The following is a 19,854-nucleotide window of genomic DNA, read 5'->3' as shown; positions in this document are numbered from 1 at the left end:
CCTGACTACGCGCGTGTCACCTTACAGGTACTGAGCATCCGCCACTCGGCGGGCAGCACGCGGGTTTCCCCGGTCACCCTGACCGTCACCCTCTCGCGGATATCCGCCGACGATGCGCCAACCTGCAGTTCAAACTCGCCCGGCTCAACGATGCGTTTCCCGTCCCGGCGGGTAAAGTTGAACATCTCAACCGGTAGCGTAAAGCTGAGCGCGGCGGTTTCGCCCGGCGAGAGCGTGACGCGCTGGAAGGCCTTCAGCTCCTGGAGCGGCCGAACCTGGGTGGCGACCTTATCCCTGACGTAAACCTGCACCACCTCGCTGCCGCTGCGTTCCCCGGCATTGGTGATATCCACGCTCAGCGTCACCTCGCCGTCGACCGGCACGCTGCTTTCAGCTACGCGGGCAGCCCCCCAGCTAAACGTTGTCCAGCCAAGGCCGAAGCCAAACGGATAACGTGAACCGAAGTGGAACGCAAACGGCGTACCACCGCTTTTGAGCTTGTGATTGTAGTAATACGGCATTGCCCCGGCGCTTTTCGGCACGCTCACCACCAGACGCCCCTGCGGCTCCGCACGCCCGGTTAACACATCCGCAATCGCCCAGCCCCCTTCCTGCCCCGGCGCCCACGCCATTATTAGCGCCGCGACCTTATCTTCCAGCCCCTGAAGGTTGTACGGACGGCCGCCGGTCATCACGACAATCACCGGTTTGCCCGTCGCCACCAGAGCATCCAGCAGCTGTTGCTGCACGCCCGGCAGATTCAGGGAGTCGGTGTCGGAACCTTCCCCCACGGTACCGCTCTGGAACAGCCCGGCGAGATCGCCCACGCAGGCAACCACCACGTCACTCTCCAGCGCCGCGTTCACGGCCTCGGGGATCAATGCGGTACTCAGCGAGACCGGCGACTGCTGCATCGGTTTGCCGCCGCTGTCGCCAGGGAAGACCGGCGCGCCCGCCATCCGTTTTTCGATGATGTGACACCCTTTGGCATAGCGGACGTTCGATGCCCCGAGATACTGCTCCAGCGCCGCGCGCGGGGTCATGACCTGCAAGGTCTCTTCCACCATATCGCTGATGATCAGATGCACCGGGAAGCTGTAGCCGCTGAGTAACGCCAGCGGATCGTCTGCCGTCGGCCCCACTACCGCCACGCGGGGTTTGCCGCCGAGCGGTAAAATGCCGTTGTTTTCCAGCAGCGTGACCGATTTTGTCGCCACCTCCCGCGCGGCCTGGCGGGTCAAATCATTTTGCAGATCGATACCGTTTTCATCCGCGTACGGCTGTTCAAACAGTCCGAGACGGAATTTTTCGGTCAGCGTACGTGCGACAATCTCATCCACTTTCGCCATAGAGATCAGCCCGCGCTCTACCGCTTCCGCCAGATGGCGCGCGCAGTCGTCTTTTGGCAGCTCAACGTCCAGCCCGGCGTTGAATGCCAGCGCGGCGGATTCGGCCGCATCGTGGGAAATCCCGTGATGCTGGTGCAGCAGGCTGACGCCGCCGTAGTCCGCCACAATAATCCCGTCGAATCCCCACTGTTCGCGCAGGACGGTAGTCAGCAGGAAGCTGTCGCTGTGCCCCGGCTGATTGTCGATATCGTGATAGGCCGGCATGACCGACCCGGCGTTTGCCAGCTTGACCGCCATTTCAAACGGCAGCAGGAAGGTATCGTTCAGCTCGCTGAACCCGAGGTGCACCGGGGCATGGTTGCGCGCGCCCTCGCTGAACGAGTGACCCACGTAATGTTTTAGGGTCGCCAGCAGGTCGCGCTTATCGCCCTGTAAGCCCTTCACGTAGGCGGTCGCCATCACCCCCACCAGCCACGGATCTTCGCCGAAGGTCTCTTCGGTACGCCCCCAGCGCACGTCGCGGGAAACGTCCAGCACCGGGGCCAGCCCCTGCTGGCAGCCGACGGATCGCGCCTCTTTACCGATCTGCTCTGCCGCGCGCTGCACCAGTTCCGGATCCCAGGTAGAGCCGTAGTTCAGCGACGACGGGAACAGGGTGGCGTCTTTACACAGCAGCCCCACCAGACACTCTTCATGAAACAACGCCGGGATGCCGAGGCGCGTCTCTTCCATCATCATCCGCTGCAGGCGGTTCGCGGCGCGCACGCCGGTTTTCGCATCAACGATGTGGGTGCCCAGCGGACGGGTGATCTGCCCGACGCCCAGCTTCAGCCGTTCGCTCAGCGCTGCCTGCTCGCTCACGCCGGCGAATTCGTCGCTGAGGTCGCTGCGCTCGCGGTGGTTGCCGTTTTCATCGAGGATCAGCCAGTACGCATGCATCTGGGCAAACTTCTCTTCCGGGGTCATACGCGCCAGTAAATCGGCGACGCGCTCGTGCACGGGACGTCCCGCGTCCTTATAGATAGCAGTCATATTTTACTCCTGTAGTGCGGAAGGGGTTGCCGGGCTGAGCTGCCCCGCGTCGGGTCTTACCTCACGTTTGCTGGCCAGCTCCCGGGCGATGGAATCCACCAGCCGGCTGTTGAGCTTGTAGATGGCAAGCAGCGCGACCATGCAGAGGAACAGCGCGCACGGGATAAGGGTGAACAGCGCGTTAATCGTAGAGAGTACGTGGGGTGCCTGAGTTGCCTGTCCCGGGGCGTAATCCACCATGCCAAGCACCCAGCCGACCACCGCGCCGCCCAGCGCCAGGCCGAATTTGATGGCAAACAGCGCGGTGGAGAAGACCAGCCCGTCCAGGCGACGACCGCTGCGGTGCTCTTCGTAGTCGACCACATCGGAAAACATGGTCCACTGCAGCGGCGTGGTCAGGTTTTGCACAAAGCTAAAGACAATGTTGAGGCCAAAAATCAGCCACACCTGTGAAGGCGGCAGGAAGAAAATCAGCGCGCCGAAAATGACGAAGGAAATAATGGTCCACTGATAGGCGCGTACGCGATCAAATTTCCCCAGCAGCCGTTCAGATAATAAAGCGCCGCTTAAGGAGGCGACCATTCCGGAAACAATAAAGGCAAAAACCAGATCCGGACGCAACAGCACGTAGTTCACGTAATACATCGTGGCGGAACCGCGCGTCACCACCGCCGTTAACAGCAAAATATTAAACAGGAACACAATACGCCACTGGCTGTTACCGGCCAGCAGTTTTAAATCGGTCAGCATAGAGCCGGAGGTATCATTGCGCGGCGAATAGCGCTCTCGGGTCATCAGGAAACAGCAGAAAAAGAGCACAATGCCCAGCAGCCCCATCAGGCTCATGGCATAGAAATAGCCTTTCTGCACGTTGCCCTGGCCTAACAATGAAACCAGCGGCAGGGCGATGACCGTCACAATCAACCCGCCGATAAACGACAGGCCAAAGCGCCACGACTGCAGGGAGTGACGCTCGCGCGGGTCTAACGTCAGCGCGCCGGGCATGGCGCAGTAAGGCACGTTAATGGCGGAATAAATCAGGCTTAAGATCGCGTAGGTCAGGCAGGCATAAACGATTTTCGCCGTCGGTCCCACGTCCGGTACATAGAAAGTGATAAGGCAGCTTACGCCAAACGGAATGGCGAACCACAGCAACCAGGGACGGAAACGACCGTGACGCGTCTGGGTGCGATCCACCAGGGCGCCAATGCACGGGTCGACAAACGCATCAACCACGCGCACCACTAAAAACATGGTGCCCATAATCGCGGCGGGCAGCCCAAAAACGTCCGTATAGAAATAGGCGAGAAATAACGTTGCCGTTTGCCAGACCAGCGCGCTGGCCATATCACCTAAGCCATAACCTATTTTATCTTTGGTACGCAATACAGAGGAGAGTGTCATTGTTATTTGCCTTTTTATCAGGTTAAAACGTATTTCAACCAGTTGCGCATCATCTGAAGGGAAATGCGCATGTAAGGCTCAAGTATTAGCAACGGTTTGCGCGCTAACAATTGTCTAAATTGACAGGCAAATTATGATATTTGGTTTTTTACTTTATTTGTGATGGGGAGCAAATAAGAGGGGGAAATAAAAAAGGCGAGGAATAATATCCTCGCCTTTTCGGGTCAGCGCGGCGTTACTTGTTCAGTTCCGCCAGGCTCAGCCAGGTTTGCACCACGGTGTCCGGGTTCAGGGACAGGCTATCAATCCCCTCTTCCATCAGCCATGCGGCAAAGTCTTCATGGTCGGATGGACCCTGACCACAAATCCCGACGTATTTACCCTGCTTCTTCGCTGCGCGGATGGACATGGAGAGCAGCGCTTTCACCGCCTCGTTACGCTCGTCGAACAGCTCGGAGACCACGCCGGAATCGCGGTCCAGACCCAGCGTCAGCTGCGTCATGTCGTTCGAACCGATAGAGAAGCCGTCGAAGTGCTCCAGGAACTGCTCGGCCAGCAGGGCGTTGGACGGAATTTCACACATCATGATGATCTTCAGCCCGTTCTCGCCGCGCTTCAGCCCCTGACGCGCCAGCTCGTCCACAACCGCTTTCGCCTGATCTACGGTACGTACGAACGGGATCATGATCTCCACGTTGGTCAGCCCCATGTCGTTGCGCACGCGCTTCACCGCCTCACACTCCAGCGCGAAGCAGTCGCGGAAGCTGTCGGACACGTAGCGTCCGGCCCCGCGGAAGCCCAGCATCGGGTTCTCTTCTTCCGGCTCGTAGCGCTCGCCGCCGACCAGGTTGGCGTATTCGTTAGACTTAAAGTCAGACAGACGCACGATCACGCGTTTCGGATAGAAGGCGGCGCCCAGCGTCGCGATCCCTTCGGTCAGACGGCCGACGTAGAACTCTTTCGGCGAGTCGTAGCCTTTCATCATCTCGCGGATTTCGTTCTGCAGCTTCGGATCCTGATCGTCAAACTCCAGCAGCGCACGCGGGTGAACGCCGATCATACGGTTGATGATAAACTCCAGGCGCGCCAGGCCAACGCCTTCGTTCGGCAGGCAGGCGAAGTCAAACGCGCGGTCAGGGTTGCCGACGTTCATCATGATCTTCAGCGGCAGGTCCGGCATGGTATCCACGCTTGAGCTCTTCACGCTGAAGTCGAGGATATCGGCGTACACGTAGCCGGTATCGCCTTCTGCACAGGAGACGGTCACGTTCTGTCCGTCCTTCATGCGCTCGGTGGCGTCACCGCAGCCGACAACCGCAGGGATACCCAGCTCGCGGGCAATGATCGCCGCGTGACAGGTACGGCCGCCGCGGTTGGTGACGATAGCCGCCGCTTTCTTCATGATCGGTTCCCAGTCCGGGTCGGTCATGTCGGTCACCAGCACGTCGCCTGGCTCAATACGGTTCATCTCGCTGATGTCGTGGATCACTTTGACCGGACCGGCACCGATGCGGTGACCGATGGCACGGCCTTCCGCCACGATTTTGCCCTGGGCGTGCAGCGTATAACGCTCCATTACCTGACCGCGTGAGCGGACGGTTTCCGGACGCGCCTGCACGATAAACAGCTTGCCGGTGTTCCCGTCTTTCGCCCATTCGATATCCATCGGACGGCCGTAGTGTTTTTCAATCTGCACCGCCTGCTTCGCCAGCTCCTGCACTTCGGCGTCGGTCAGGGAGAAGCGGTCGCGCTGCTCCTGCGGTACATCTTCAATTTTAACCTGCTTGCCATGCTCCTGGGTCGGGGCATAGATCATGCGGATTTTTTTCGAGCCCATGGTGCGGCGCACCACCGACGGACGGCCAGCGGCCAGCGTAGGCTTGTGGACATAGAATTCGTCAGGGTTTACCGCGCCCTGCACGACCATCTCACCCAGACCCCACGCGGAGGTGATAAACACCACCTGGTCGAAGCCGGATTCGGTATCAATGGAGAACATCACGCCGGATGAGCCCACGTCCGAGCGCACCATGCGCTGCACGCCAGCGGAGAGCGCGACGCCGCGATGGTCGTAGCCCTGGTGCACGCGATAGGAGATGGCGCGGTCGTTGAACAGGGAAGCAAAAACGTGCTTCACCGCCACCAGCACCGCATCGTAACCCTGGACGTTCAGGAAGGTTTCCTGCTGCCCGGCAAACGAGGCGTCCGGCATATCTTCTGCGGTTGCAGAGGAACGCACGGCAAAGGAGGCCTGCGCATCGTCAGCAGAGAGCTGGTTGTACGCGTCGTGAATGGCTTTTTCCAGTTCCGGCTGGAAAGGTGTGTCGATGATCCACTGGCGGATCTGCGCCCCGGCCTTGGCAAGCTCGGTAACGTCATCAATATCCGTTTTATCCAGCAGGTCGTAAATGCGCTGGTTAACACCGCTCTGGTCTAAAAACAGGTTAAAGGCATCGGCGGTGGTGGCAAACCCGTTCGGTACGGAGACACCCATACCCGACAGATTTGTAATCATTTCACCCAGGGAGGCATTTTTGCCCCCAACTCTGTCTACATCATTCATGCCGAGTTGGTTATACCAAAGCACCAGCGGTGACGAGCCATTGTTGGACATCGAAACAATCCTTTTGTGATATTTGATCGGAGTAAGTAACACCTGACTACGTATTTATACTGGCATATTTATTAGCGCTAAAAAAACGGTGAATCGTGTAAGCAATTTAAAATTTCAACTTTTCGGATACTTTCCCACCAGGCATTAACCCGATGATTCCTATATTTTCAGCCAGAAACCCCAAAAATAAAGTCGCTATTTGAAAAATGAAATCCACTTTTCAGGAAAATCAAAAACGCCGTTTCATTTATAATTAAGATAAGTTCTTTGCTGTGTAATTTACTTTTTTAATTTATGCTTTCAGACAATTAGGTCTGATATTCAGGGTGAGTAAAATGGATAGTGCTGTCGATCGCCACGTTTTTTATATTTCTGATGGTACGGCGATCACCGCCGAGGTCCTGGGCCACGCGGTGATGTCGCAGTTTCCCGTTTCGATAAACAGCATCACGCTGCCGTTTGTCGAAAACGAGAGCCGCGCCAAAGCGGTGAAGGACCAGATTGACGCCATCTACCAGCAGACCGGCGTCCGCCCGCTGGTGTTCTACTCGATCGTGATCCCCGAGATTCGCTCCATCATTCTGCAAAGTGAAGGCTTCTGCCAGGATATCGTGCAGGCGCTGGTGGCTCCGCTGCAAAGCGAACTTAAGCTCGATCCGACGCCTATCGCCCACCGCACCCACGGGCTGAACCCCGGCAACCTGACCAAGTACGACGCGCGTATCGCCGCCATTGACTACACCCTTGCACATGATGACGGTATCTCTCTGCGTAATCTCGACCAGGCGCAGGTGATCCTGCTTGGCGTGTCGCGCTGCGGCAAAACCCCGACCAGCCTCTATCTGGCGATGCAGTTTGGCATTCGCGCCGCAAACTACCCGTTTATCGCTGATGACATGGATAACCTGGTGCTGCCTGCCGCCCTTAAGCCGCTGCAGCACAAGCTGTTCGGCCTGACGATCAACCCGGAACGCCTTGCGGCCATCCGCGAAGAGCGCCGCGAGAACAGCCGCTACGCCTCTATGCGCCAGTGCCGTATGGAGGTCTCCGAAGTGGAAGCGCTGTACCGCAAAAACCAGATCCCGTGGCTGAACAGCACCAACTATTCGGTTGAAGAAATTGCCACCAAAATTCTCGACATCATGGGGCTTAATCGCCGCATGTACTAATATGCTAGTACATTAACTCAGATTCAGGTATCATCATCTGCAACCACGGGGCGGTGTCGCCCCGAACTTGAAATCAGCAGGGATTGGTTTAAGGTGATGCCCATCACTTCCCGGTAGTCTGCCGATGAAGCAAAAATTTTCTGAGACATTCCATGAATAAAACCGATGAACTCCGCACTGCGCGCATTGACAGCCTTGTCACGCCGGCTGAACTGGCCCAGCGGCATCCTGTTTCCGCCGCCGTCGCGGAACACGTGACGGCTTCCCGCCGCCGCATTGAAAAAATCCTGAATGGTGAAGACAAACGTCTTCTGGTGGTGATTGGTCCCTGCTCCATCCACGATCTGGATGCCGCGATGGATTATGCAAAACGACTTCAGGGACTGCGGGATAAGTACCAGCATCGCCTTGAGATCGTCATGCGCACCTACTTTGAAAAACCGCGCACCGTGGTGGGCTGGAAAGGGCTGATTTCCGATCCTGACCTCAATGGCAGCTATCGCGTTAACCACGGTATCGAGCTGGCGCGGAAGCTGCTTTTACAGGTCAACGAGCTGGGCGTGCCGACGGCGACCGAGTTTCTCGATATGGTGACCGGGCAGTTTATCGCCGATCTGATCAGCTGGGGCGCGATTGGCGCACGCACCACCGAAAGCCAGATCCACCGTGAGATGGCCTCCGCCCTCTCCTGTCCGGTCGGCTTTAAAAACGGGACCGATGGCAACACCCGTATCGCGGTTGATGCCATCCGCGCAGCCCGTGCCAGCCACATGTTCCTGTCGCCGGACAAGAGCGGTCATATGACCATCTACCAGACCAGCGGTAACCCGTACGGGCACATCATTATGCGCGGCGGCAAGAAACCCAATTACCATGCAGAAGATATTGCGGCGGCCTGTGAAACGCTGGCCGAGTTCGACCTGCCGGAGCATCTGGTGGTGGACTTCAGCCACGGCAACTGCCAGAAGCAGCATCGCCGCCAGCTGGACGTCTGCGACGAGATCTGCCAGCAGATCCGCAGCGGTTCAACCGCCGTTGCAGGGATTATGGCCGAGAGTTTTATCAAAGAAGGCACGCAGAAAATCGTTGCCGGACAGCAGATGGTGTACGGCCAGTCGATCACCGACCCGTGCCTGAGCTGGGAAGACAGCGAACTGCTGCTGGAGAAACTCGCAGCAGCCGTGGACACACGCTTTTAAAATCCAGTCCTTCTCCCTCTCCCTGTGGGAGAGGGTTGGGGTGAGGGCATCAGACCGCATCTCACCCCAAATTTGATCCCCTCACCCTTTTTTCACAAAAATGCTTGCCGTGAATTTGCAGTTTATTGATAATGATTATCATTGTTACATTGATTGTTATTTATAAACATTATGTCACGTACGGATAACAGCGCGGCAACGCCAGCAAAAACAGACACAGCACCAGCCCCTACCGAGCGTCGGATTGACAGCAAAACCCTGCTCGGCGATGAGGGCCGGGTCATTATCGAGCATGACGGTCAGCGCTATCTGCTGCGCCAGACCCATGCCGGAAAACTGATCCTCACAAAATAAACAACACAAAAAACTTCTCCAGCCACCCAGGTAACCCCCAGGCAGCCAGCACTTTTCACTTCTTATGGAGAGTTGCTATGCCACACCTGCCTTCCACATCTTTACGTCCGTCACTTCTGGCGCTGGCGATTGTCAGCACCCTGCCGGGCGTCGCGTTCGCCGCCGCAGACGACATTACCGTCACCGCCACGGGCAACGCCCGCAGCGCCTTTGAAGCCCCCATGATGGTGAGCGTGATTGACGCCAGCGCGCCGGAGAAACAAACCGCCAGCTCGGCGGCCGACCTGCTGCGTAACGTCCCCGGTCTGACGCTGGACGGCACCGGGCGCACCAACGGGCAGGACGTCAACCTGCGCGGCTATGACCGTCGCGGCGTGCTGGTGCTGGTTGACGGCGTGCGCCAGGGGACCGATACCGGCCACCTGAACAGCACCTTCCTCGATCCGGCGCTGATTAAACGTATCGAAGTGGTTCGCGGCCCGTCGGCACTGCTGTACGGCAGCGGCGCGCTGGGCGGCGTGATTTCCTATGACACCGCCGACGCCAACGATCTGCTCGAACCGGGTAAAAACAGCGGCTACCGCGTGTTTGGAACGGGCGCGACGGGCGATCACAGCCTCGGGATGGGGGCCAGCGCCTACGGCCGCACCGACACCCTGGACGGTCTGGTGGCCTGGTCCAGCCGGGATCGCGGTGACATCCGCCAGAGCGACGGAGCAACCGCCCCTAACGACGAATCCATCAACAACATGCTGGCGAAAGGCAGCTGGAAACTCGACCCGGCCCAGACCCTGAGCGGCTCCCTGCGCTACTACAATAACGCCGCTCAGGAGCCGAAAAACCCGCAAACCACCGGGGCGGACAGCAGCAACCCGATGACCGATCGCTCCACCATTCAGCGTGACGCGCAGGTGGGCTACCGCATCGCCCCGGAAGGTAACGACTGGCTGAACGCCGACGCGAAGGTCTACTGGTCCGAAGCGCGCATTAATGCCCAGAATATCGACAACAGCGGCGAGTTCCGCAAGCAGACCACCAAAGGCGGTAAGGTGGAAAACCGCACCCGCCTGTTCAGCGACACCGTTGCAGCACACCTTCTGACCTACGGCGGAGAATACTATCGTCAGGAGCAGCATCCGGGCGGGGCAACCACCGGCTTCCCGGACGCGAAAATCGACTTCAGCTCCGGCTGGCTGCAGGATGAGATCACCCTGCGCGATCTGCCTGTTACCCTGCTGGGCGGCACGCGCTATGACAACTACCGCGGCAGCAGCGACGGCTACAACGATGTGGATGCCGATAAGTGGTCATCCCGCGCCGGGTTAACCGTCAGCCCGACCGACTGGCTGATGCTGTTTGGCTCTTACGCGCAGGCCTTCCGTGCGCCGACCATGGGCGAGATGTATAACGACGCCAAACATTTCTCCATTGGCCGCTTCTATACCAACTACTGGGTGCCCAACCCGAACCTGCGCCCGGAAACCAACGAAACGCAGGAGTTTGGTTTTGGCCTGCGCTTTGACGATCTGATGCTTGCCAACGATGCGCTGGAGTTTAAAGCCAGCTATTTCGATACCAAAGCCAAAGACTATATCTCCACCACCGTCGATTTCGCGGCGGCAACCACCATGTCTTATAACGTCCCGAACGCCAAAATCTGGGGCTGGGACATGATGGCAAAATACTCGGCCGACCTCTTCAGCCTCGACCTGGCCTATAACCGCACGCGCGGGAAAGACGCCGATACGGGCGAGTACATCTCCAGCATCAACCCGGATACCGTCACCAGCAAGCTGGACGTTCCGGTGGCGCAAAGCGGGTTCTCCGTCGGCTGGATTGGGACCTTTGTCGATCGCTCAACGCATATCAGCAGCAGCTACAGCGAGCAGCCGGGCTATGCGGTCAACGACTTCTATGTCAGCTATAAGGGCCAGGAACGGCTCAAAGGCGTGACCACGACGCTGGTACTCGGCAACGCCTTCGACAAAGCATACTGGTCACCTCAGGGCATTCCACAGGACGGTCGTAACGGCAAGATTTTCGTAAGCTATCAGTGGTAATTCCCTTCGGGGCAACTTTTCAGAAGGAAGAGACAATGAATCACTACACGCGCTGGCTTGAGCTAAAAGAAGCCAATCCGGGTAAGTACGCGCGCGACGTCGCGGGGTTAATGAACATCAGTGAAGCAGAGCTGACCTTTGCCCGCGTGGGTCACGACGCCTGGCGACTGCGCGGTGATATCCGCGAGATCCTGGGCGCGCTGGAGGCGGTGGGCGAAACCAAATGTATCTGCCGCAACGACTACGCCGTTCACGAACAGGTCGGGAGATTTACCAACCAGCACCTGAACGGCCACGCCGGGCTGGTGCTGAACCCGCGCGCGCTGGATCTGCGCCTGTTCCTCAACCAGTGGGCGAGCGCGTTTCACATCAGTGAAGCCACCGCCCGCGGCGAGCGGCAGAGCATTCAGTTCTTCGACCACCAGGGCGATGCCCTGCTGAAGGTCTACGCCACGGATAACACCGACGTTTCCGCCTGGGGCGACGTGCTGACGCGCTTTATCTTTGCCGACAACCCGCCGCTGGCATTGAAGGTCCCCGATGCGCCTGCTCACGCGGAAAATGCGGAGGCTGCTCTCGTGGATAACGAGTGGCGCGCCATGACCGACGTTCATCAGTTCTTCAGCCTGCTCAAGCGCCATAACCTCAGCCGCCAGCAGGCGTTTCGCCTGGTGGGTGACGATCTGGCCTGCCGGGTAGAAAACACCGCGCTGGCGCAGCTGCTGGAAGCGGCGCGCCGGGACGGTAACGAAATCATGGTCTTCGTTGGCAACCGCGGCTGCGTGCAGATTTTCACCGGCGCGGTGGAAAAGCTGACGCCGATGAAAGGCTGGCTGAACATCTTTAACCCAACCTTTACCCTGCACCTGCTGGAAGACGCCATTGCGGAGACGTGGGTCACGCGCAAGCCGACGGCTGACGGGCATGTCACCAGCCTGGAGCTGTTTGCCGCCGATGGAACGCAGATCGCCCAGCTGTACGGCCAGCGTACGGAAGGCGAACCGGAGCAGAACCAGTGGCGCAGCCAGATTGACGCCTTAACGGCGAAAGGGCTGGCGGCATGAAACGGTGGCTTGCCCTGCTCAGCGCCCTGCCCCTGCTGGCGTTTGCTGCGCCGCAGGAGAAAATCGTTACCCTCGGCGGCGACGTCACCGAGATCGTCTACGCCCTCGGCGCGGCGTCTTCGCTGGTGGCCCGCGACAGCACCAGCCAGTGGCCGCAGGCGGCGAACGACCTGCCTGACGTGGGCTATCTGCGCCAGCTCAATGCGGAGGGGATTTTGTCCATGCGCCCCACGCTGGTGCTGGCCAGCGCCCAGGCGCAGCCGTCTCTGGCGCTAAAGCAGGTTGAGCAAAGCCACGTCCGGGTCATCGCTATTCCTGCCGGTAACGACCTGAACGTCATTGATGAAAAGGTGCGGATCGTCGCTGAAGCGACGCACCGAGAGGCCGAGGGAGAGGTCCTGCGCAGCACGCTGCGCCAGGCGCTGTCGGCGCTTCCCGCGTCATCGCTCAATAAGCGGGTGCTGTTTATTCTTAACCACGGCGGGATGACCGCCATGGCTGCCGGACAACAGACCGGCGCGGACGCGGCCATTCGTGCGGCGGGCCTGCAGAACGCCATGCAGGGGTTCACCCGCTATCAGCCGCTGTCTCAGGAGGGCACAATCGCCAGCCAGCCTGACCTTGTGGTAATTTCGCAGGACGGGATCAACGCCCTTGGCGGTGAAGCGAATCTGTGGAAACTGCCCGGTCTGGCGCAAACCCCGGCAGGACGGAACAGGCAGGTGCTGGCAATTGACGATATGGCGCTGCTGGGCTTCAGCGTGCGAACGCCGGAAGCCATCCGGCAGCTACGTGCCAAAGCGGAGCAACTGCCCTGATGTCCCGGCGGATAGCCTTATCGTTATGGATGCTGACCGCGATCCTGACCGTCATGACGCTCGCAGCGACCGGGGTTGGGGCATTACACCTGCCGGCCAGCCTGCTGTGGGACGGCAGCGACGAGGCGCTGCGCCAGATCTGGCTGACGATCCGCCTGCCTCGCGTGCTGCTGGCGCTGGCGATCGGCGGTTCACTGGCGCTGGCAGGCTGCGTGATGCAGGGGCTGTTCCGCAACCCGCTGGCGGACCCGGGCCTGCTCGGCATCAGCAGCGGCGCGGCGCTCGCCGTTGCGCTATGGGTGGTGCTTCCGCTCTCGCTGCCTGCCCTGGTGATGCTGTATGCCCCGATGCTGGCGGCGTTTCTCGGTGCGCTGGCCGCCACCTTCGTGATTTTCCTGCTCAGCCGGCAGCGTGACGCTTCCCTGTCGCGCCTGCTGCTGGTAGGGATTGCCATCAACGCCCTGTGCGGCGCCGCCGTCGGCGTGCTGTCATGGCTCAGCAATGATGCCCAGCTTCGCCAGCTTTCCCTCTGGGGAATGGGCAGCCTCGGCCAGGCGCAGTGGTCGACGCTGCTGGCCGTCGCGTCTCTGATGATCCCCACCCTGCTGGCGATCTGGCGTCTGGCAGGGCCCCTCAACCTGCTGCAGCTGGGCGATGAAGAGGCGCACTACCTCGGCGTGGAGGTTGCCGCCGTGCAGCGGATCCTGCTGCTGTGCAGCGCCCTGCTGGTGGCCGCCGCCGTGGCGGTCAGCGGCGTGATCGGCTTTGTCGGCCTGGTGGTGCCGCACCTGGTGCGCATGTGGCTGGGGGCCGACCATCGGGCCGTGCTCCCCGGCTCGGTGCTGGCCGGTGCGCTACTCCTGCTGGTGGCCGATACGCTGGCGCGCAGCCTCGTCGCCCCGGCGGAAATGCCGGTTGGCTTATTGACCAGCCTTCTCGGCGCGCCGTGGTTCCTGTGGCTTATCTTTCGTCGCGGAGGTGCGCATGGCTGAGCGCTACTGTGCAGAAAACCTTGTTTTTCGCGCCGGACAACGCACGCTGATTAACGACGTGTCGCTGACCTTATCTCAGGGCGAGCTGGTGGCGCTGATTGGCCCCAACGGCGCCGGAAAATCGACGCTATTGCGGCTGCTGACCGGCTACCTTAAACCTGCGGGCGGACGGTGCAGCCTGGCGGGCACACCGCTTGCGGCCTGGCAGCCGGACAGGCTCTCCCGCTACCGGGCGGTGATGCGCCAGAACACGCAGCTCGGATTTGACTGGCCGGCTGAGGCGGTGGTCGGTATGGGGCGAGCGCCCTGGACCCGCACGCCAGAAGCGTCGGTTGTTGAGGAGGTTATGGCCATCACCGGCTGTTTACCGCTGGCGGGCAGGCAGTTTGCCGCACTCTCCGGCGGCGAGCAGCAGCGCATTCAGCTCGCCCGCGCGCTGGCTCAGCTCTGGTGCGACGGTGCCCCGCGCGGCTGGCTGTTCCTTGATGAACCCACCTCTGCGCTGGATCTCTATCACCAGCAGCATCTCCTGCGCCTGCTGAAATCCCTGACCAGCCGGGGACATCTGCACGTGTGCACGGTGCTGCACGACCTCAACCTGGCGGCGCTGTGGGCGGACCGCATCCTGCTGCTGCATGGCGGCACAATCGTGTCCCAGGGAGCACCGGAAACCGTTTTGCAGGCCGACACGCTGGCACGCTGGTACGGCGCACAGGTTCACGTCGGTAGGCATCCGGCTCACGCCGCGCCGCAGGTGTTTCTCGCCCCTTAATCGGGCTGGTAAAAATCCTTCAGCGTTTCCAGCAGGGCATGCGCCGCTTTTGAAAGCTGCGTGTGCCCGGGATGGATCACTCCGATACACTTTTCAATGGGCGGACTGTCCAGCGGAATACAGACCGCGCCCAGCGACGCCATCTGCGTCTTGCATAGTGCCGGTACGGCGCTGCCGCCCAGCCCGCTTGCGACCATCCGCCCGACCGTCACCAGCTGATGGCTCTCCAGCGCGACGTCCAGCTTTCTGCCGCTTCGCGCCAGCTCCTCTTCCATCATCAGACGCACCGCAGAGGGGCGCTGCAGGGTGATGAAATCCAGCGTCAGCAGCGCTTCCCATGTCAGGCGTTTTTTGCCCGCCAGCGGGGAATCTTTCGGCACAATGGCCACAAACCGGTCGAGGCCCAGCGGGGTAAACAGCAGGTTGTGCGTGGGCGCGGGCTCAAAGGCGATGCCCATCTCGACCCGCCCTTCCCGCACCATCTCAATCACCTGCTCGTTAATCACGTCATGCACGGTGACGTTGATCCCGGCATGGCGATCGCGAAACGCTTTTAGCACCTCGGGCAGAACATTCGCGGCAAACGACGGCATCGCCGCGACCGAGATTTTACCGCGCTGCAGGGTAAAGCACTGGTGCATCGCCTCTTCGACGTTATCCCAGTCGGCAAGCAGCTGCCGCGCCATCGGCAAAAACGTCTCGCCCTCCTGCGTCAGCGCGACCTTGCGCGTGCTCCGCTGCAGCAGCGGTCCGCCCAGCGCATCCTCCAGCGCTTTAATCGTCAGGCTCAGGGCCGGCTGGGAGAGATTCAGCCGTTCGCTGGCGTGGGCGAAATTCAGAGTGTGAGCTACCGCTAAAAACGCGCGTAACTGTTTGACACTCATTCTCATTTTTCATCCTGTTAACTAATTGAAAAAATTTAGTTAACAGGAAATTAATAAAAAAACCAAATGAGTGGGTCACAAATTCAAAATTAACAAATGAGTCGCCGCCCCTAATGATACCGCCACGGTTAAGAGGAGGAATGACGATGGCGGGACTGGATAAGCGCGTCGACAGCTATGCGCAGGCGCTGGATGGGCTGACGGACGGGATGACTTTGCTGGCGGGCGGCTTCGGCCTGTGCGGGATTCCGGAGAACCTGATTGCAGAGGTCAAACGCCGTCAGGTGAAAGATCTGACGGTGGTATCAAACAACTGCGGCGTGGACGGTTTCGGTCTCGGGCTCCTGCTCGAAACGCGGCAGGTTCGCAAAGTAGTGGCCTCTTACGTCGGCGAGAACGCGCTGTTCGAGCGGCAGGTGCTGAGCGGTGAACTGGAGATTGAACTCACGCCTCAGGGCACGCTGGCGGAAAAGGTGCGCGCGGGCGGTGCGGGTATTCCGGCATTTTACACGGCCACCGGCTACGGCACCCCCGTGGCTGCCGGCAAAGACGTGCGCCAGTTTGCCGGTAAGCATTACATCCTTGAAGAGGCCATTACCGGTGATTTCGCGCTGATCAAGGGCTGGAAAGCGGACTGGTACGGCAACGTCGTCTACCGGCATACCGCGCAAAACTTTAATCCGCTGATGGCAACGGCGGGCTGGATAACGGTCGTCGAGGTGGAAGAGATTGTTCCCCCGGGCGAGCTGCCCCCGTCGGCCATTCATACACCGGGCATTTACGTCGACAGGCTGATTGTCGGCCAGTTTGAAAAACGCATTGAACAGCGCACGCTGCGCACGGAAGGAGTGTGACGATGTTAACCCGTGAACAGATGGCCATGCGCGTCGCCCGCGAGCTGCGCGACGGGTATTACGTCAACCTGGGGATTGGTATCCCTACCCTGGTGGCGAACTACATTCCGGAAGGAATGGACGTGATGCTCCAGTCGGAAAACGGACTGCTGGGGATGGGGGCTTTTCCTGACGAGCAGAGCCTCGACGCCGACATGATCAACGCCGGTAAACAGACCGTGACCGCACGGACAGGCGCGGCCATTTTCGACTCGGCCCAGTCGTTTGCCATGATCCGCGGAGGCCATGTTGACCTGACCGTGCTGGGCGCGTTTGAGGTGGACGTCGAGGGCAATATCGCCTCGTGGATGATCCCCGGAAAGATGGTGAAGGGCATGGGCGGCGCGATGGATCTTGTCGCCGGGGCGCAGAACATCATTGTGGTAATGACCCATGCGTCAAAAAACGGTGAATCAAAGCTGCTGTCGCGCTGCACGCTGCCGCTCACGGGCGCGGGCTGCATCCGCCGGGTCTTAACCGACCTCGCGCTGCTCGAGATCGCGGACGGCGCGTTCATCCTGCGGGAATACGCCCCCGGCGTCAGTATCGACGACATTGCGGCTAAGACCGCCGGGAAATTAATTGTGGCGGACGACGTTCGCGAGATGCGCTTCAGCTGAGGACTCACGATGAAAGAGGTCATGATTGTCGGGGCAACGCGAACCCCCATTGGCAGTTTTCGCGGATCGCTATCTTCCCTTTCAGCGGTTGAGCTGGGGGCCATAGCGGTGAGTCGTCTGCTGGAGAACAGCGGTCTTCCAGCTGAGACGATAGATGAGGTGATTTTCGGTCAGGTGCTGACGGCGGGATGCGGACAAAACCCTGCGCGCCAGACGGCCATCAACGCCGGATTGCCCGTCTGCACTCCAGCGACAACGGTCAACCTGGTCTGCGGTGCGGGCTTGAAAGCGGTGCAGCTCGCCGCGCAGGCGATCCGCTGCGGCGACGCGGATGTGGTTATCGCTGGCGGTCAGGAGAGCATGAGCAATGCCCCTTATCTGCTGGACGGCGCACGTTCAGGGCTGCGTTTTGGCCATACTGGCCTGCAGGACAGCATGATTACGGACGGTCTGTGGGACGCGTTCAACGGTTACCACATGGGGATCACCGCTGAAAACGTCGCCCGTGAGAATGATATTTCCCGCGAGCAGCAGGACGCCTTTGCCGCCCGGTCGCAGCAAAAAGCGGCCTCCGCCGCCGAAGCGGGCCGGTTTGATGCCGAGATAGCGCCGGTGACGGTGAGGCAGGGTAAAAAGCCGCCGCTTATTGTCAGCCGTGACGAGCAGCCCCGGCCAGGCACCAGCGCCGAGCAGCTTGCGCAGCTGCGCCCCGCCTTTTTGCAGGAGCAAGGCACGGTCACGGCGGGAAATGCCTCTACGCTCAACGATGGCGCCGCGGCGGTGCTGCTGATGAGCGGCGAAAAGGCGCGGGAGAGCGGTTTGCCGATTCTGGGGCGCATCGTGAGCTATGCCGTGACGGGCGTTGACCCGTCGGTGATGGGCATCGGGCCGGTCAGCGCCTGCCAGACGGCGCTGGCGCGGGCGGGCTGGACGCTCGATGACGTGGACCTCATTGAAGCCAATGAAGCCTTTGCCGCCCAGGCGCTGGCGGTGGGCCAGCAGCTCGGCTGGGATGAACGCAGGGTGAACGTTAACGGCGGCGCGATCGCCCTCGGTCATCCGATTGGCGCTTCCGGCTGCCGCATCCTCGTGACGCTGCTGCACGAAATGCAGCGCCGTGACGTTAAAAAAGGGCTCGTCACCCTGTGCGTAGGCGGCGGGCAAGGCATTGCCCTGACCGTTGAGCGTTAAACATCTCGTTGGTACCCGAATAATAATGACAGTGAGGAGTCGTGATGAGTGTATTAATTGCCCTGGCGGCGCTGGCGCTGCTGATGCTGGCGGCCTATCGCGGATACAGCGTGATTTTGTTTGCGCCGATTGCGGCGCTCGGCGCCGTGCTGCTGACCGACCCGGGCGCCGTCGGCCCGACGTTTACCGGCCTGTTTATGGAAAAAATGGTCGGCTTCGTCAAGCTCTACTTCCCGGTGTTCCTGCTGGGAGCGGTGTTTGGCAAACTGATTGAGCTTTCCGGTTTCTCACGGTCCATCGTCGCTGCGGCGATTCAGATCCTCGGCCGTCGCCACGCGATCCCGGTAATTGTTCTCGTGTGCGCGCTGTTAACCTACGGCGGCGTGTCGCTGTTCGTGGTGGCGTTTGCGGTTTATCCGTTCGCCGCGGAACTGTTCCGCCAGAGCGGCATTCCTAAACGGCTGATACCGGCCACCGTGGCGCTGGGGGCATTTTCGTTTACCATGGATGCCCTGCCCGGCACGCCGCAGATCCAGAACATTATCCCCACCAGCTTCTTTGGTACCAACGCCTGGGCCGCGCCGTGGCTGGGGCTGATTGGCTCGCTGTTTATTATCTGTTTTGGCCTGCTCTGGCTGGAGCGCCAGCGTCGTAAGGCGCTCAGCAACAACGAGGGTTACGGCACGGAACTGAAAAATGAACCGGAGACGCCGGACAACATCAATCTCCCTCACCCGCTGATTGCTATCTCCCCGCTGCTGGTAGTGGGCATACTGAATCTGCTGTTTACCCGCTGGATCCCCGGCTGGTACGGCACGACCCACGAGCTTACGCTGCCAGGTCTGGCGAAACCGATTGTGACCGAGGTGAGCAAGATCACCGCCATCTGGGCCGTGGAAGCGGCACTGATCTCAGGTATCGTGCTGGTGCTGATTTTTGGCTTTCGCAATATCCGGGGGCGTCTGGCTGAAGGCAGCCGGACCGCGGTGAGCGGTGCCATTCTGGCGGCGATGAATACCGCCTCGGAATACGGTTTCGGCGCGGTTATCGCCGCCCTGCCCGGTTTTCTGGTGTTATCCCACGCGCTGGCGGCCATTCCGAATCCGCTGCTGAATGAAGCCATCAGCGTGACGGTGCTTGCGGGGATCACCGGCTCGGCGTCCGGCGGGATGAGTATTGCCCTCGCCGCCATGGCCGACTCGTTTGTCGCCGCCGCCCACGCCGCCAATATCCCGCTTGAGGTGCTGCACCGCGTGGCCTCAATGGCGAGCGGCGGTATGGATACGCTGCCCCATAACGGCGCGGTGATTACTTTGCTGGCGATTACCGGCCTGAGCCATCGCCAGGCCTACGGCGGCATTTTCGCTATCACCATCATTAAAAGTCTGGCAGTGCTTTTTGTCATTGCCGTGTTCTATCTGACCGGCATTGTGTAAGGA

16 protein-coding genes are annotated in these 19,854 nt (G+C 60.2%); 12 read left to right on the top strand and 4 right to left on the bottom strand.

The features are described 5' to 3' along the window. Positions 1-5 precede the first annotated feature (5 nt). From OTG14_RS05140 to ppsA, 3 genes are all read right to left on the bottom strand, one after another. Positions 6-2,381: a glycoside hydrolase family 3 N-terminal domain-containing protein gene (locus OTG14_RS05140; protein ID WP_267214682.1), complete on the bottom strand. Its 2,376-nt coding sequence runs from the start codon at positions 2,379-2,381 to the stop codon at positions 6-8. Between the two features lie 3 nt (positions 2,382-2,384). Next, positions 2,385-3,785: an MFS transporter gene (locus tag OTG14_RS05135; protein WP_024909412.1), complete on the bottom strand. Its 1,401-nt coding sequence runs from the start codon at positions 3,783-3,785 to the stop codon at positions 2,385-2,387. Between the two features lie 235 nt (positions 3,786-4,020). Continuing rightward, positions 4,021-6,399, bottom strand: a complete 2,379-nt coding sequence (ppsA, locus tag OTG14_RS05130) for a phosphoenolpyruvate synthase (protein WP_024909413.1) — start codon at positions 6,397-6,399, stop codon at positions 4,021-4,023. A gap of 335 nt (positions 6,400-6,734) precedes the next feature. Here ppsA and ppsR point away from each other — a divergent pair, with 335 nt between their 5' ends. The 8 genes from ppsR to OTG14_RS05090 all read left to right on the top strand — a co-directional run bounded on the left by ppsR (position 6,735) and on the right by OTG14_RS05090 (position 14,827). After that, on the top strand, positions 6,735-7,568 hold the full coding sequence (gene ppsR, locus OTG14_RS05125; protein WP_023311315.1) for a posphoenolpyruvate synthetase regulatory kinase/phosphorylase PpsR: 834 nt from the start codon (positions 6,735-6,737) through the stop codon (positions 7,566-7,568). 152 nt (positions 7,569-7,720) lie between these two features. Continuing rightward, positions 7,721-8,767: a 3-deoxy-7-phosphoheptulonate synthase AroH gene (aroH, locus tag OTG14_RS05120; protein WP_021241096.1), complete on the top strand. Its 1,047-nt coding sequence runs from the start codon at positions 7,721-7,723 to the stop codon at positions 8,765-8,767. Between the two features lie 171 nt (positions 8,768-8,938). Continuing rightward, positions 8,939-9,121, top strand: a complete 183-nt coding sequence (gene hemP / locus OTG14_RS05115) for a hemin uptake protein HemP (protein WP_024909414.1) — start codon at positions 8,939-8,941, stop codon at positions 9,119-9,121. A 77-nt stretch (positions 9,122-9,198) separates the two neighbouring features. Beyond that, a complete protein-coding gene (locus OTG14_RS05110; protein WP_267214681.1) occupies positions 9,199-11,181 on the top strand; it encodes a TonB-dependent hemoglobin/transferrin/lactoferrin family receptor in 1,983 nt (660 codons plus the stop codon). Positions 11,182-11,216: 35 nt separating this feature from the next. Next, positions 11,217-12,245 carry a hematinate-forming heme oxygenase ChuS gene (gene chuS, locus OTG14_RS05105; protein ID WP_267214680.1) on the top strand — a complete coding sequence of 343 codons (1,029 nt, stop codon included), beginning with the start codon at positions 11,217-11,219 and terminating at the stop codon, positions 12,243-12,245. After that, positions 12,242-13,063 carry a heme/hemin ABC transporter substrate-binding protein gene (locus tag OTG14_RS05100; protein WP_148768551.1) on the top strand — a complete coding sequence of 274 codons (822 nt, stop codon included), beginning with the start codon at positions 12,242-12,244 and terminating at the stop codon, positions 13,061-13,063. Before chuS ends, OTG14_RS05100 begins: the two co-directional genes overlap by 4 nt. Then, positions 13,063-14,055 carry a FecCD family ABC transporter permease gene (locus OTG14_RS05095; protein WP_048991572.1) on the top strand — a complete coding sequence of 331 codons (993 nt, stop codon included), beginning with the start codon at positions 13,063-13,065 and terminating at the stop codon, positions 14,053-14,055. Before OTG14_RS05100 ends, OTG14_RS05095 begins: the two co-directional genes overlap by 1 nt. Beyond that, on the top strand, positions 14,048-14,827 hold the full coding sequence (locus tag OTG14_RS05090) for a heme ABC transporter ATP-binding protein (protein WP_267214679.1): 780 nt from the start codon (positions 14,048-14,050) through the stop codon (positions 14,825-14,827). Before OTG14_RS05095 ends, OTG14_RS05090 begins: the two co-directional genes overlap by 8 nt. Here the strand turns inward: OTG14_RS05090 and OTG14_RS05085 are convergent. Continuing rightward, positions 14,824-15,717 carry a LysR family transcriptional regulator gene (locus OTG14_RS05085; protein WP_032645461.1) on the bottom strand — a complete coding sequence of 298 codons (894 nt, stop codon included), beginning with the start codon at positions 15,715-15,717 and terminating at the stop codon, positions 14,824-14,826. The two genes, OTG14_RS05090 and OTG14_RS05085, sit on opposite strands and share 4 nt — an antisense overlap. A 140-nt stretch (positions 15,718-15,857) precedes the next feature. Here OTG14_RS05085 and OTG14_RS05080 point away from each other — a divergent pair, with 140 nt between their 5' ends. Genes OTG14_RS05080 through OTG14_RS05065 form a run of 4 tightly spaced genes read left to right on the top strand, consistent with a single transcriptional unit; the run spans position 15,858 to position 19,851 of the window. Next, positions 15,858-16,565: a CoA transferase subunit A gene (locus OTG14_RS05080; RefSeq protein WP_267214678.1), complete on the top strand. Its 708-nt coding sequence runs from the start codon at positions 15,858-15,860 to the stop codon at positions 16,563-16,565. 2 nt (positions 16,566-16,567) lie between these two features. Further along, on the top strand, positions 16,568-17,224 hold the full coding sequence (locus OTG14_RS05075) for a CoA transferase subunit B (RefSeq protein WP_024909422.1): 657 nt from the start codon (positions 16,568-16,570) through the stop codon (positions 17,222-17,224). A gap of 9 nt (positions 17,225-17,233) precedes the next feature. Then, positions 17,234-18,415 (top strand): acetyl-CoA C-acetyltransferase, encoded by a 1,182-nt coding sequence (locus OTG14_RS05070; RefSeq protein WP_208763792.1) that lies wholly within the window; start codon positions 17,234-17,236, stop codon positions 18,413-18,415. Positions 18,416-18,456: 41 nt separating this feature from the next. Beyond that, positions 18,457-19,851 carry a GntP family permease gene (locus OTG14_RS05065; protein WP_208763791.1) on the top strand — a complete coding sequence of 465 codons (1,395 nt, stop codon included), beginning with the start codon at positions 18,457-18,459 and terminating at the stop codon, positions 19,849-19,851. Positions 19,852-19,854 lie beyond the last annotated feature (3 nt).

This window comes from Enterobacter pseudoroggenkampii (genome assembly GCF_026420145.1).
Classification (GTDB): Bacteria; Pseudomonadota; Gammaproteobacteria; order Enterobacterales; family Enterobacteriaceae; genus Enterobacter; species Enterobacter pseudoroggenkampii.
This window is presented reverse-complemented; position numbering and strand designations above follow the sequence as displayed.

What these genes read in the sequence shown, in the direction of transcription:
- OTG14_RS05140 (WP_267214682.1), bottom strand. Translation starts at nt 2,381, where the DNA reads ATGACTGCTATCTATAAGGACGCGGGACGTCCCGTGCACGAGCGCGTC.
- OTG14_RS05135 (WP_024909412.1), bottom strand. Translation starts at nt 3,785, where the DNA reads ATGACACTCTCCTCTGTATTGCGTACCAAAGATAAAATAGGTTATGGC.
- ppsA (WP_024909413.1), bottom strand. Translation starts at nt 6,399, where the DNA reads ATGTCCAACAATGGCTCGTCACCGCTGGTGCTTTGGTATAACCAACTC.
- ppsR (WP_023311315.1), top strand. Translation starts at nt 6,735, where the DNA reads ATGGATAGTGCTGTCGATCGCCACGTTTTTTATATTTCTGATGGTACG.
- aroH (WP_021241096.1), top strand. Translation starts at nt 7,721, where the DNA reads ATGAATAAAACCGATGAACTCCGCACTGCGCGCATTGACAGCCTTGTC.
- hemP (WP_024909414.1), top strand. Translation starts at nt 8,939, where the DNA reads ATGTCACGTACGGATAACAGCGCGGCAACGCCAGCAAAAACAGACACA.
- OTG14_RS05110 (WP_267214681.1), top strand. Translation starts at nt 9,199, where the DNA reads ATGCCACACCTGCCTTCCACATCTTTACGTCCGTCACTTCTGGCGCTG.
- chuS (WP_267214680.1), top strand. Translation starts at nt 11,217, where the DNA reads ATGAATCACTACACGCGCTGGCTTGAGCTAAAAGAAGCCAATCCGGGT.
- OTG14_RS05100 (WP_148768551.1), top strand. Translation starts at nt 12,242, where the DNA reads ATGAAACGGTGGCTTGCCCTGCTCAGCGCCCTGCCCCTGCTGGCGTTT.
- OTG14_RS05095 (WP_048991572.1), top strand. Translation starts at nt 13,063, where the DNA reads ATGTCCCGGCGGATAGCCTTATCGTTATGGATGCTGACCGCGATCCTG.
- OTG14_RS05090 (WP_267214679.1), top strand. Translation starts at nt 14,048, where the DNA reads ATGGCTGAGCGCTACTGTGCAGAAAACCTTGTTTTTCGCGCCGGACAA.
- OTG14_RS05085 (WP_032645461.1), bottom strand. Translation starts at nt 15,717, where the DNA reads ATGAGAATGAGTGTCAAACAGTTACGCGCGTTTTTAGCGGTAGCTCAC.
- OTG14_RS05080 (WP_267214678.1), top strand. Translation starts at nt 15,858, where the DNA reads ATGGCGGGACTGGATAAGCGCGTCGACAGCTATGCGCAGGCGCTGGAT.
- OTG14_RS05075 (WP_024909422.1), top strand. Translation starts at nt 16,568, where the DNA reads ATGTTAACCCGTGAACAGATGGCCATGCGCGTCGCCCGCGAGCTGCGC.
- OTG14_RS05070 (WP_208763792.1), top strand. Translation starts at nt 17,234, where the DNA reads ATGAAAGAGGTCATGATTGTCGGGGCAACGCGAACCCCCATTGGCAGT.